At 62.4% G+C, this 13,318-nt stretch carries 10 protein-coding genes; 7 read left to right on the forward strand and 3 right to left on the reverse strand.

Features of this window, described 5'->3' with window-relative positions; genetic code table 11:
- The first annotated feature begins 160 nt into the window (after positions 1 to 160).
- From IAE39_RS00820 to IAE39_RS00840, 5 genes are all read left to right on the forward strand, one after another.
- Positions 161 to 2,878 (forward strand): LuxR C-terminal-related transcriptional regulator, encoded by a 2,718-nt coding sequence (locus IAE39_RS00820; RefSeq protein ID WP_201198482.1) that lies wholly within the window; start codon positions 161 to 163, stop codon positions 2,876 to 2,878.
- A gap of 159 nt (positions 2,879 to 3,037) precedes the next feature.
- Complete coding sequence (locus IAE39_RS00825) at positions 3,038 to 4,645, forward strand: tetratricopeptide repeat-containing response regulator (protein ID WP_201198483.1); 1,608 nt, start codon at positions 3,038 to 3,040, stop codon at positions 4,643 to 4,645.
- Positions 4,642 to 5,334 carry a sensor histidine kinase gene (locus IAE39_RS00830; protein WP_201198485.1) on the forward strand — a complete coding sequence of 231 codons (693 nt, stop codon included), beginning with the start codon at positions 4,642 to 4,644 and terminating at the stop codon, positions 5,332 to 5,334. The genes IAE39_RS00825 and IAE39_RS00830 overlap by 4 nt, the downstream gene beginning before the upstream one ends.
- 1,329 nt (positions 5,335 to 6,663) lie before the next feature.
- Positions 6,664 to 7,308 (forward strand): MBL fold metallo-hydrolase, encoded by a 645-nt coding sequence (locus IAE39_RS00835; RefSeq protein ID WP_201198487.1) that lies wholly within the window; start codon positions 6,664 to 6,666, stop codon positions 7,306 to 7,308.
- Between the two features lie 108 nt (positions 7,309 to 7,416).
- Positions 7,417 to 8,139 (forward strand): OmpA family protein, encoded by a 723-nt coding sequence (locus IAE39_RS00840; protein WP_201198494.1) that lies wholly within the window; start codon positions 7,417 to 7,419, stop codon positions 8,137 to 8,139.
- A 199-nt stretch (positions 8,140 to 8,338) separates the two neighbouring features.
- Here IAE39_RS00840 and pta read toward each other — a convergent pair whose 3' ends face one another.
- Both pta and IAE39_RS00850 read right to left on the reverse strand, forming a co-directional pair.
- Entirely contained in the window at positions 8,339 to 10,426 is a 2,088-nt protein-coding gene (gene pta, locus IAE39_RS00845; RefSeq protein ID WP_201198496.1) for a phosphate acetyltransferase, read from the reverse strand.
- Positions 10,427 to 10,457: 31 nt separating this feature from the next.
- Positions 10,458 to 10,760, reverse strand: a complete 303-nt coding sequence (locus IAE39_RS00850) for a DUF3565 domain-containing protein (RefSeq protein WP_201198498.1) — start codon at positions 10,758 to 10,760, stop codon at positions 10,458 to 10,460.
- Between IAE39_RS00850 and IAE39_RS00855 the strand changes: the two genes are divergently transcribed.
- Positions 10,759 to 11,244: an FKBP-type peptidyl-prolyl cis-trans isomerase gene (locus IAE39_RS00855; protein WP_119368847.1), complete on the forward strand. Its 486-nt coding sequence runs from the start codon at positions 10,759 to 10,761 to the stop codon at positions 11,242 to 11,244. The genes IAE39_RS00850 and IAE39_RS00855 overlap by 2 nt on opposite strands.
- Positions 11,245 to 11,388: 144 nt before the next feature.
- Positions 11,389 to 11,871, forward strand: a complete 483-nt coding sequence (locus tag IAE39_RS00860; RefSeq protein WP_201198500.1) for a glutathione peroxidase — start codon at positions 11,389 to 11,391, stop codon at positions 11,869 to 11,871.
- A gap of 64 nt (positions 11,872 to 11,935) precedes the next feature.
- Here the strand turns inward: IAE39_RS00860 and IAE39_RS00865 are convergent, their stop codons facing one another.
- On the reverse strand, positions 11,936 to 13,126 hold the full coding sequence (locus IAE39_RS00865; protein ID WP_201198501.1) for a glycosyltransferase family 4 protein: 1,191 nt from the start codon (positions 13,124 to 13,126) through the stop codon (positions 11,936 to 11,938).
- Between the last annotated feature and the right edge of the window lie 192 nt (positions 13,127 to 13,318).

Raw genomic sequence — 13,318 nt, forward strand, 5'->3', positions numbered from 1 at the left:
TCCCCAAACCCCCGCCCCAGCCCCTGTCCATCAGCCATGTTGCTTTTTGTCGCAGTCTTTTCCACGGCAATTGTGCCCATCATCTTCAAATGCGCAGCGTTACCGGCTAGTCTCGCAATCATCCATATCGCCGTAGTCTTCCACCCAGAACGAGCCGGCCATGACAGATCTGTCCCGTACGCATGGATTCGCGACCCAGGCCCTTGGCCTGCTGGACGGGCGTTTCTTCCGGCCGCCGCTACCGGACGGCCACGTGCCGCGCCTGCGTTTGTGCCAGCGTTTGCACGCCGGCCTTGGCGGGCGGTTGCTGCTGGTCAATGCCCCGGCAGGTTTCGGCAAAAGCTCCATGGCCATCGAGTTTTGCGAAGCACTGCCAGAGCACTGGCGCAGCCTGTGGCTGGGCCTGAGCCAGCGCGATGCCGACCCTGGGCGCTTCCTCGAGCGCTTGCTCGAGGGCCTGCAGCAGTACTGCCCGGCCTTGGGCGGCCAGGCCATGGGCCTTTTGAAAATGCGCCAGCGCCATCAGCCATTCGCCTTTGAAGAGTGGCTGGATGGCTTGCTCGACGAGCTTGCGCTGTACCTGCGTGCCGACACGCCCTTGCTGCTGGTGCTGGACGACTATCACCTTGCCCAGGGGCCGGTGCTCGACCGTTGCTTGCAGTTTTTCCTCAATCATTTACCCCCTGGTCTGGTGCTGCTGGTCACCAGTCGCCAGCGGCCGGACTGGCACCTGGCCCGGCTGCGCCTGTCACGGCAGTTGGTCGAGCTCAACGAACAGGATTTACGCCTCACTGCCGAAGAGTCGTTGGCGGTGATCGGTCGCCAGCCCACCGCGCTGCGTGGCCAGGCCCTGGACAACCTGATCCAGCGCAGCGATGGCTGGGTGGCCGGGTTGCGCTTCTGGCAGTTGGCCGCCAGCGAGAGCGCTGACGAGCAGGCCTTGCCCCAGGCGTTGCACGGTGGTGAAGGCCTGATCCGCGACTATCTGCTTGAAGAAGTCATCGACATGTTGCCCGCCGATGTACAGGCATTTCTGTACGAAACCGCCTGCCAGGAGCGCTTCTGCGCCTCGCTGTGCGATGCCGTGCGCGGTCGCCATGATAGCGCCTCGATCTTGCGTTTCCTGCAGGCGCACCAGGTGTTCCTGGTGCCGCTGGACGAGCATGGCCATTGGTTTCGCTATCACCACCTGTTCTCCGACCTGCTGCGCAGCCGCCAGGCCAGTGAGCCGCTGGCGGGCCTGCACCTGCGTGCCTGCCGTTGGTTCCAGCGCCAGGGCCTGCTGGATGAGGCGGTGGAGCAGGCGCTGCGTGCCGGCCATCTCGATGTGGCCGCCGACCTGGTACAGAGCCTGTCCGAGGAGCAGCTACTGGCCGAGCAGAATGTCGGCATGCTGCTGCGCTGGAAGATGGACCTACCCGACAGCCTGCTGATCAGCACGCCGCGGCTGATCGTGTTGTACAGCTGGGCGTTGGGCCTGGCGTGCCAGCTGGATGCGGCCGAAGAACTGGCGGGTTACCTCAGCCGCTTCCTGCCCGCGCCCTCGGCGACTGCGCAAAAGTCCATGCTGGCCCAGTGGCTGGCGCTGAGCGGGGTCATTGCCCGGGGCCGTGGCGACCGCGAGCGCACCCTGGCCTATTGCGGTGAAGCGCTGCAGAGCCTGCCCGGCAAGCGTTATGGCCAGCGCCTGGTGTGTTTGTCGACGTTGTCCAACCTGGCCATTGCCGATGGCGACTTCTGGCGCGCCCGTGGCTGGAACCGTGAGGCCCTGGAACTGGCCCAGCGGGTCGGCAACCCGTTGTTCGAAGCATTGGCCCATTACGACCGGGCACGTGTGCTGCACGCCCGTGGCGAGGTATTGCGCGCACTGGATGAAGTGCGTCAGGGCCTGCAGCGCCTGCAAGGGCTTTCGGCGCAGCGGCTGTATGCGGTACGTGCACGCCTGACGCTGTATGAAGGCTACCTGCTGGTCTCGCGCCTGCAACCGGCCCAGGGCCGCGCGCGCTTGCGCGCAGGGCTGGGCGAAGCGCGTGCCTGCCGGGATATCAGCGTGCTTATCGGCCATTGCGTGATAGCCACGCTCGATGGCCGGGAAGGGCACTTTGCCGAGGCGTTTGCCGAGCTGGCCGAGGCGGAACGGCTGATGCACATCTGGGACGTGCCCCCGGTCTATTACCTGGCCATGATCACCCTGGTCAAATGCGAACTGTGGCTGGCCCAGGGCCGCATCGACCTGGCCGAGTCCTGGTTGCTGCGCCTGGGCCAGGCCTATGGCGGCGAGCAGCCGGCGGCGGCGCCAGAGTTCCACCCGCTGCTGCCGCTGCACATTGCCTTGCAGCAGGCACAGCTCGAACGCATCCAGTTGCAGGGTGACGCCGCCGTGCAGCGCCTGGCCGGCCTGGTCGAGCGTGGCCGTGCCAGTGGCGGCATGATGCTCACGGTCAACGCGCTGTGCCAGTGGCTTGCCCTGCTGCTGCACGAAGGCCGGGAAGGGCAGGCTGCGCAGTTGCTGCCCGGCTTGCTGGAGGCCGCGGCGGGCGGTGTGCTGCAGCCGTTCCAGCCGCTGCTGGAGCAACACCCGCAGTGGCTTCACGATCAATTACAGGCAGCTGCTGCGAGCCCGGTTCAGGCCGAACTGCTCAGGCGCCTGCCGCCGCTGCCAAGCGCCAGCATGGGCAGCGGCGAGGCGCTGAGTGGTCGCGAACTGGCGGTGCTGGAACTGATTGCCCAAGGCTGCTCCAACCAGCAGATCAGCGAGCGCCTGTTCATTTCGCTGCATACGGTGAAAACCCACGCCAGCCATATCAACAGCAAACTGGGGGTAGAGCGGCGTACCCAGGCAGTGGCCAAGGCCAAATCCCTGGGGTTGCTGGCATGAGGCTGGCCCTGGCGTTCCTGGCCCGTTAAAGTAATGGCCTGAGGCCATGGTTTGTGGCCGGTAATGCTCTACCCTCATCTTTCCCGACCGGCTGCCGATACAGCGATCGGTGGCATCGCCTCGCGCGATTTTTCAATCATTCCAAGGCAGGTCGTGTTGATGCTGCAGTACGGGCAAAAGAGCTTTCTGATCGTCGACGACTTTACCGACTTTCGCACGTCGACCCGTTCGATGTTGCGCGAGCTGGGTGTGCGTGACGTCGACACCGCTGACAGCGGCGAGCAGGCGCTGCGCATGTGCGCGCAGAAGCGCTATGACTTCATCCTGCAGGACTTCCACCTGGGCGACGGCAAGAAGAACGGCCAGCAGGTACTCGAAGACCTGATCATCGACAAGCACATCAGCCATGAGTGCGTGTTCATCATGGTCACTGCCGAGAGCAGCCAGGCCATTGTCCTCAGTGCCATCGAGCACGAGCCCGATGCCTACCTGACCAAACCGTTCAACCGGGTCGGGCTGGCCCAGCGCGTCGAAAAACTGTTCCAGCGCAAGACGCTGCTCAAGCCGATCCTGCAGGCCCTGGACCGTAACCGCCCGGCCGAAGTACTGGCGGCGTGCGCCGAGCTGTGCAAGAAGGACCCGCGCCTGGCACCGCTGTGCCTGCGCTATCGGGCCGATGCTTTGCGCAACCTCAACCGCTTCGACGAACTGGAAAAGTTCCTCAAGGCCATCCTGGCCAGCCGCCCGCAGCCGTGGGTGTATGCCGCACTGGGCGCGCTGATGCAAAAGCGTGGGCAGAATGCCCAGGCACAGGGTGTGTACGAGCAAGCGCTGAAGGCGTTCCCGATCATGCCGAGTCTGTACGATGGTATGGCTGAAGTGCTGGTCGCCCAAGGCGAAACCAAGCGCGCGCAGAGCCTGCTTGAAGAGGCCGTACGCCTGTCGCCACTGTCGGTGCGCAGGCAGTCGACGCTGGGCAAGCTGGCGCTGGAAAACGAAGATTTCGAGAGCGCCTCGAAAGCCTTCCGCCATGCAGTGAACCAAGGGCAGAGCTCGCGTTACAAGGATGCCGAAAACAACCTTGGCCTGGTGCAGGCGCTGATGAGCAAGAACGCAGGCTTTGGCCTGGACGCCCGTACCCGGGTCGAAATCAACACCACGCTCAGTGAAGTGGCCAAGGAAAACCCCGAGGACCAGGGCCTGCAGGTGCGTGCGCGGATGATGAAAGCCGCCAGCCTGCAGCAGGCCGGCGACCCGGAAACGGCAGCCAAGCTGACCGAGCAGGCGATCCAGCGCCTGGACAAGATGAACCAGTTCTTCTCGGTCGATTCGGCCCTGACCGTTGCCGCGCAGTTGCAGGCAATGGGCCAGGACGCCGCCGCCATCGGCGTACTGAAGAGCTGTGTGGAAAGTTATGGCGATGACCCCAAGGTCATGGAGAAAGTGGGCAAGCTGACCGACGACCCCAGCGTGCTCAACGCCATTACCGAAGCGGTCACCCTCAATCGCCAGGGTGTGCGCAGTTACCAGGGAGGGCAGCTCGGCGAGGCGTTGCAATTGTTCCGCAAGGCATTGGGTTTACAGCCGAAGAACATCAGCATCGCCCTCAACACCGCCCAGGCGCTGCTGCGCATTGGTGGTGAGAACCCTCAGCCCGCGATCATGCAGGAGTGCCGCGACGCCTTGACCAGCGTGGCTGGTATCCCTGTCAGCGACAATCGCTATGACCGTTACCGCAAACTGCACATCCGAGTGTTCGGCGCATGAATCAAGACAATCAGGGGCTGGATTTTTCCACGGTGATCGCCTCCACCGTGCACGACCTCAAAAGTTCGTTGGCGGCGCTGATCCAGTCCCATAGCCAGTGGGTGGAACGCTTGCCCGAAGAGCTGCGCGGCGGTGCCGAGCAAGGGATGATGGAGCACGAGTTTCGCCACCTCAACGGCATGCTGGTGCAGTTGCTGGGGTTGTACAAACTCGGTGTGAACCAGTTGCCGGTATGCCCGGACTACCATGAACTGGATGACTTCATCGAAGCGCAACTGGCCGCGCATGAAGAAGTGCTGAAGCACAACGACATCCTCGCCACCTGGCGCATCGACACCGACAACCCGCTGGGCTTTTTCGACCGCGAACTGGTGGCCTCGGTGATTGCCAACGTCATCACCAACGCTACCCGCTTTGCCGGGCACGCCTTGTTGATCAGTATTGAAGAGGCTGACAACCAACTGGCCATTTGCGTCAACGATGACGGCCCAGGTTACCCACAACGCATGCTCGAGCGCCAGCAGGAGTACATCCAGGGCATCGATTCGACCAGTGGCAGTACCGGCTTGGGGCTGTACTTTGCGGCGCGGATTGCGGCGCTGCATGAAAGCGGCGGGGTGCGCGGGCGGATCGAAATTTCCAACGGCGGGGCGCTTGGGGGAGGGTTGTTCAGGTTGTTCCTGCCTTGAGATAAGCGTGCAGAACACAGTGCGGATTGACACATTGCGCAACGCTTATGCCCAGTTGGGGAGCGGAAGTTCATTGTGTGTTGTAGGAGCCGTCTGATGACCGCCAAATGAGCTGCTGAGCTCTTTTTCATTGCTGTTCATGCTGGTAGTTATGAGGTATTCACCGACTACTGGCATGCACAGCAATGAAGACATCTACCCCGAACTCTAAACACCTCTCACCCGCTGAAAGCTTACGAATGGATGCGCTTCAGCCAGAAGCAGGTGCCGGCGTAAAGCGCCATGACCTTGCATCGCTCCTCGCTCTGTGCGACTTCAGCGCTCCACAGCCGAGAGACTTGCAGGCGTGGGACCTCATGCGGCCGGTGGGTCGTGAGTTCTGAATGGGGGGAGACTTCATTTTGAATGCGGTCCCGGCATGAGAAGGCGCATCAGCAAGCTTCGATATCAGATTTTTCGTTCGCAGGCCCGGATCCTCACGCATGAGTTGCTCTGTCGCCAGCCAGATCTGTTGAGAGGGGGTGTCGAGGCGGGTCAGGTACGGATAGAACCGATAACGCACGAAGCCATCTCCGAATGCCTTGAATGGCCAGAAAGTAGCTGTCAGTTTCCATGGGAGGAGATTGTCGGGTGGAAGGATGCCGACCCCAAGGGGATCGATGTTGCCATCTGGTACGGAGGCGAGCTTTGTGGCCTCTGCTATGCAAGCCCTAGAAAGAGCCGCCTATGTATCAAGGTCATACTGCTACAAGGTAGTCCTCGCAAGTCGCATCCACTCAGGGGAGAGGTCGCGGTTTTGGCGCTGACATCGGTAGACTTCTACGCTCGCATGTTGGAATGTAAACAGATTGAAATCCAAGACCCTCTGGAGGGGGCGAGGTCCGTATATGAGGCGCTTGGCTTCACCTGGACTGCAGAAGGGCGGCTTGTGATTCAGGTTGATCCCTAATAACATCGATCGATAATTGATCAAGCTTTGGAGGTGACCATGCGATCCAAAACGAGACAAGTGGAGATGCTTGCTATCGCCAGATTCGAGGCTGAAGCAAGACGCCTTGCAGGTCGAGTCTCCAGTAACCAGCTGCGCTTCCTACAGGTTGCGAAGACAAAGGGGGCAGAGTTCGAGCCGGCAGGTCCTCTTGCAGGCGCTGCGTCCTAAGGGTTAGCAGCTCGGAATCCAAAGCGCCTTACGGTACGCTCGTATTACTCTGAGAACCGGCCAACTGGCCGGTTTTCCGCTTGTATAAGAGTGCGAGCTTGTACGTATGCTTGATCAAACAGGCAGGCTCAAAACTACCTGTGCTCTTCGCTATTCCCATGAGACGTGTAATGACCCAAACCCCGCCAGCACTCATCCGCGAAACCTTCCCCGTAGGCCCCTTGCAGTGCAACTGCACACTCATCGGCGACCCGCTGACCAAAAAAGCCATCGTCGTCGACCCGGGCGGGGACCCGGACAAGATCCTGGCGCGCCTGCAGGCCCACGGCCTGACGCTGGTAAGCATCATCCACACTCACGCGCACTTCGACCACTTCCTCGCCTCGGGCAAGCTGAAGGAACTGACGGGCGCCACGCTGCACCTGCACAAGGATGACCAGGTGCTGTGGGACAACCTGGAAATGCAGTGCCAGATGTTCGGCGTGCCCTACACCCCGGTGCCGGCTCCTGATCGCTGGCTGGGTGACGACGAAGCACTGGCCTGCGGTTGCGGCGTAGCCTTGCATACGCCGGGGCATACGCCAGGCTCCATGAGCTTCTGGTTTGCCGATGCCAAGCTGCTGATCGCCGGTGACACCCTGTTCCGTCGTGGTATTGGCCGCACCGATTTGTGGGGTGGCGACCAGCGGGCTATCGTGCGTTCCATCAAGGAGCGGCTGTACCGGCTGGACGAGGAGGCCATCGTGGTGACCGGCCACGGGCCTGATACCCGCCTGGGTGACGAAATGCGCGAAAACCCCTTCGTGCGGGCCTGATGGCACATGAAGGCACTTTCATGGAATTTTTCATTGCCCGCGTGTTCCAAGGCTGGCATAGATCCCTTTGTGATCTGCCGCATTCATGAATTCAGTAGGAGCTTGTCCATGTTCACCATGCGTCGTCTGATTATCGTCGCAACTGCCGCTGCCGTGATGACCGGCTGTGCCGGCCAGAACCCTTATGACAACCAGGGTCAGGCACAGGGCTCCACGGGGATGAGCAAGACTGCCAAGTACGGCGGCCTGGGTGCGCTGGCGGGTGCTGTCGCCGGTGCCGCCATCGACCACAACAACCGTGGCAAGGGTGCACTGATCGGCGCTGCCGCAGTGGGTGCAGCGGCTGCCGGTTACGGCTACTACGCCGACAAGCAGGAAGCCGCACTGCGTGCGCAAATGGCCAACACCGGTGTGGAAGTGCAGCGTCAGGGTGACCAGATCAAACTGATCATGCCGGGCAACATCACCTTCGCTACCGACTCGGCCAACATCGCGCCGAGCTTCTACCAGCCGCTGAACAACCTGGCCGGGTCGTTCAAGCAGTTCAACCAGAACACCATCGAAGTGGTTGGTTTCACCGACAGCACCGGCAGCCGCCAGCACAACATGGACCTGTCCCAGCGCCGGGCACAGGCAGTCAGCACCTACCTGACTTCGCAGGGTGTGGACGCCTCGCGCCTGTCGGTACGTGGCATGGGCCCGGACCAGCCGATCGCCAGCAACGCCGATGCCAATGGCCGTGCGCAGAACCGCCGTGTGGAAGTGAACCTGAAGCCTATTCCGGGGCAGCAATATGACCAGCAGCAGGGCCAGGTTCAGCAGTATCCCTGATTGACCGCCGGGGCCGCCTTGCGGCCCTGTGGGAGCGGGCATGCCCGCTCTCATGGAAATGCACATAACTCATTGAATTGGCACGGACACTGTGGGAGCGGCTTTAGCCGCGAACACCGGCGTAGCCGGTGCCATGCACCGTGTTGGATTCTTCGCGGCTAAAGCCGCCCCCACAGGGCTGCAACGCAGTCCCGGTTTTTCAGCGCGCTACGCTTGCCTGAATCGCCGTCAGGGCAATAGTGTGCACGATATCGTCCACCTGAGCCCCGCGCGGCAGGTCGTTCACCGGCTTGCGCAACCCCTGCAGCATCGGCCCCAGGCTGACCCCGTCGGCACTGCGCTGCACAGCCTTGTGCGTGGTATTGCCGGTGTTCAGGTCGGGGAACACGAACACCGTGGCTCGCCCGGCCACCGGGCTGCCCGGCGCCAACTCACGGGCAATCGCCGGGTTGGCCGCCGCGTCATACTGCAACGGCCCATCGATCAGCAGCCCCTGCGTCGCGCCCTGTGCCAGGCGTGTCGCTTCGCGCACTTTTCCGACTTCTTCATCGCTGGCTGAATCGCTTGAATAACTGATCATCGCCACCCGTGGCGCAATGCCGAAAGCCTGCGCCGACTCGGCACTCTGCTGGGCAATCTCGGCCAGTTCGGCGGCGCTCGGGTGCGGGTTCATCACGCAGTCGCCGTACACCAGCACCTGCTCGGGGAACAGCATGAAGAATACCGACGACACCAGGCTCGAACCCGGTGCAGTCTTGATCAGTTGCAGGGCAGGGCGGATGGTGTTGGCGGTGGAGTGCACAAGGCCGGAAACCAGCCCGTCCACTTCATCCAGGGCCAGCATCATGGTGCCGATCACCACCGGGTCTTCCAGTTGCTGCTCGGCCATCGGTGCATTGAGGTTCTTGCTCTTGCGCAGCTCGACCATCGGCTCTACGTAGCGCCGGCGAATCAGCTCTGGGTCGAGAATTTCCAGGCCCGGCGGCAGGGTGATGCCCTGGGCGCGGGCTACGGCGTCGACATCCTCGGGCTTGGCCAGCAGCACGCAGCGGGCAATGCCACGGGCCTGGCAAATCGCCGCAGCCTGCACCAGCAGAGGCTCGGCGCCTTCTGGCAGGACGATACGCTTGTTGGCCTGCTGCGCACGCTGGATCAACTGATAGCGGAACACCGCGGGTGAAAGGCGCAGTTCACGCGGCGTGCCGCAGCGTTGGTGCAGCCAGGCCGCATCGAGGTGGCTGGCGACAAAGTCGGTGATGAACTCAGCACGTTCGCGGTCATCCACCGGGATTTCGCGGTTTAGCGAATTGAGCTGGTTGGCGGTGTCGTACGAGCCGGTACTGACCGACAGGATCGGCAGGCCAGCCTGCAGCGCGCCGCGGCACAGGCCAAGGATGCGTGCATCGGGCTTGGTATCGCTGGTCAGCAGCAACCCCGCCAGCGGCACACCATTGATAGCGGCAAGGCTCACGGCAAGGATGATGTCGTCCCGGTCGCCCGGGGTCACCACCAGAGTCCCGGGGGTGAGCAGCGGCACGGTATTGGCGAGCGTACGCGCACAAATAATGATCTTGCTCATGCGCCGCTGCTCGTAATCGCCGGCATTGAGTACCTGGGCGCCGAGCAAGTCGGCCACATCGCGTGTGCGCGGTGCGTTCAGCTCCGGTTGGAAAGGGATGCAACCCAGCAGGCGGAAGTCATTGCCACGCAGCAAGGGCGAGTGCTCCCGCAGGCGCGTGGCGAAATCGGCCATGCTTTCGTCGGTGCGCACCTTGTTCAGAATGACGCCAAGCACTTTCGGATCGCGTGGGCCACCATACAACTGGGCCTGCAACTCCACGCGCCCGGAAAGCTCGTTAAGCACTTCATTTTCTGGCGCGGAGACCAGAATCACCTCGGCATCCAGGCTTTTGGCCAGGTGCAGGTTGACCCGCGCCGCATAGCTGGCGTGGCGCGTGGGCACCATGCCTTCAACCACCACCACGTCATTGCCGACGCAGGCTTGCTGGTAGAGGCGGATGATTTCCTCAAGCAGCTCGTCCAGTTGGCCGTCGCCGAGCATGCGTTCGACCTGGGCCAGGCTCAATGGCACGGGCGGCTTGATGCCGTGGGTGCGGGCGACCAGTTCACTGGAGCGTTCGGGGCCGGTGTCACCCGGGTGAGGCTGTGCGATCGGCTTGAAGAAGCCGACTTTCAGGCCGGCGCGCTCAAGGGTGCGCACCAGGCCCAGGCTGATCGAAGTCAGGCCGACACCAAAGTCGGTCGGCGCAATGAAAAATGTCTGCATGCGTGCTTCTCGAAATAAGCGGTGCAAGAAATTAACGGCCAAGGGTAGCGCTATCGGCCCCTTGTGCGCACCAGCCGCACGCGAAAGCTTGGCCGATGCGTTGTGCGCGCTGTACCGGGTCAAGCACCCAGGGGCGTGACTGCCACGGTGGCTGGTGACGCAGGTGCTGGGTGTGGCCGCAGGATAGTTCGGCCACCCAGTGGCCTTCTTCGTCCTGATGGAAGCCGGTGATCCGACTGATGGGCCGCTGCTGGTCCCCAGTGCGTTCGCAATCGGGCGATGGCTTGGTTACACTTGTGCGCTCTACATTCTTTTGCAAAAGGTCTTGCCCCATGCTGATCGCCGCCAACAAGGCTGTCTCCATCGACTATACCCTGACCAACGACGCCGGGGAGACCATCGACAGCTCCGCCGGTGGTGCGCCGCTGGTTTACCTGCACGGTGCCGGCAACATCATCCCGGGCCTGGAAAAAGCCCTGGAAGGCAAGCAAGCCGGTGACGAACTGAACGTTTCCATCGAGCCGGAAGACGCCTACGGCGAATACCTGGCCGAGCTGGTCAGCACCCTGAACCGCAGCCTGTTCGAAGGCGTTGACGTGCTGGAAGTCGGCATGCAGTTCCACGCTTCGGCGCCGGACGGCCAGATGCAGATCGTCACCATCCGCGACATCGACGGCGACGACGTCACCGTTGACGGCAACCACCCGCTGGCCGGCCAGCGCCTGACCTTCCAGGTCAAGGTGGTCAACGTGCGTGACGCCAGCGACGAAGAAATCGCTCACCGTCACATCCACGGTGAAGGTGGCCATCACCACTGATTTTCTGCGCTAAGCTCAGAAAGTCGCCAGGCGCTCGGGCAAACCGATTTGCCTTCCTACGGGAGGTGAACGGTTTGGACGAGCGCCTTTTTAGTGGGCGTAATTCGCCTGTGAGGCACCCGGGAAGCTGAGAGGGGATTCGTCATGAGTGCATTTCACGAGCTGAAACTGGACGCGCTGAACGGCGGGGAACTGCCCCTCGCACCGTTCAAGGGCCAAGTGGTGCTGGTGGTCAACGTCGCTTCCAAGTGTGGTCTCACGCCGCAATACAAGGCCCTGGAAAACCTCTATCAGGTTTACAAGGACAAGGGCTTCAATGTGCTTGGCCTGCCGTGCAACCAGTTTGCCGGGCAAGAGCCGGGTAGCGAAAAGGAAATTCAGGACTTCTGCAGTCTGAACTACGGGGTGAGCTTCCCGCTGGGTGGCAAGCTGGAAGTCAACGGGCCGCAGCGCCATTCGCTGTATCGCCTGCTGGCGGGCGAGGGCGCGGAGTTCCCGGGTGACATCAGCTGGAACTTCGAGAAGTTCCTGGTCGGCAAGGATGGCCGGGTGCTGGCGCGCTTCTCGCCGCGTACGGCGCCGGATGACCCGGCGGTGGTGCAGGCAATCGAGAAGGCGCTGGCCTGAGTAGTGCCTGGCACAGTATTTTCAGCGCCTGTTAGATCGAGCGCCGCGCGCACGGCGCTCGATCTCACAGGCGCTGCACATATTGCGTCGAACCCTCAGCCGCGCCCCCGATTTGCCGGCAGGCACTATGCAAATACCCCTCAAACTGCTCGACAATCGCCGCCCACCCCTGGCGGCTGGCATGCTGGCGAGCATTCAAGCGTACCCGGCGTAGCGTCTCTTCCTCTTCCAGCAACCAGCAAGCCGCATCAATGAACGCCGCCTGGTCCCCCGGCATGGCCAGCGCGCCGCTATGGCCATGGCGAATATGCTGCGCTGCAGCGGCCTCGTCATAAGCCACTACCGCCAACCCCGAGGCCATGGCTTCGAGTACCACGTTGCCAAAGGTTTCGGTCAGGCTTGGGAACAGGAACAGATCTCCGCTGGCATAGTGTTCAGCCAGTATCTCGCCGCGCTGGGCGCCGCAGAACACCGCGCCTGGCAACTGTTGCTCAAGGGTGGCGCGCTGTGGGCCGTCACCGACAAAAACAAGGCGCAGGCGCTTTTGTGGGTAAGTCTTTTGCAGTGCCTCAAGGCAGGGCCGCAACAAGCCAAGGTTCTTTTCCACCGCCAGCCGGCCGACATGCAGCACGGCGATATCGTCCGGCCCAAGCCCCCAGCTATCGCGTAACGCCTGGCTACGCCGCGCCGGGTTGAACAGGCAGGCATCGACACCCCGGGCCAGCAGTTCCAGGCGTTCGAAACCACGCCGCTCCAGCTCCAGGCGCTGGCTGAGGCTAGGGACGAGGGTGATCGCCGTGCGCCGATGGAACCAGCGCAGGTAGTGGGTGAGCATGCGCGCCAGCAGGCCCAGCCCGTATTGGCCGGAATACTGCGGGAAGTTGGTATGGAAACCACTGACCACCGCCACACCCAGGCGCCGCGCCGCACGCAAAGCACTTAGCCCCAGCGGCCCTTCGGTGGCGATGTACAGCACATCCGGGCGCTGTCGGCGCCAGCGGCGCAACAGCTTGTGCATCGACACCTCGCCCCACTGCAAACCGGGGTAGCCCGGCAAGGCCCAGCCCCGGCACAGCATCAGCTGCGGGTCGCTGTGCACCGGCCCTTCGCCGGCCTGGCGCGGGCGCACCACTTCAACTTCATGGCCACGTTGACGCAGCCCTTCGCTGAGGCGGCCAAGGGTGTTGGCCACGCCGTTGATTTCGGGTGGGAAGGTTTCGCTGACCAGGGTGATGCGTAGGGCGGGTGTATTCATGACAAAAAGTTTCCGCCTGCTCGGTTGCGCCAATATGACTGCCATGTGACGTACAGATGACGCCTGACCACCGACCCACGAATATTTCCTGGCACGGCACTCAAGAAGGTGTCACCGGCAGCCGATGAAGATGCATTCGACTAGCTGATGCGCTCCATAGGAGAGCGGTGATGTTCAACAACAAGCTCAAGC

This window comes from Pseudomonas sp. S37 (genome assembly GCF_016658545.1).
Lineage (GTDB): Bacteria > Pseudomonadota > Gammaproteobacteria > Pseudomonadales > Pseudomonadaceae > Aquipseudomonas.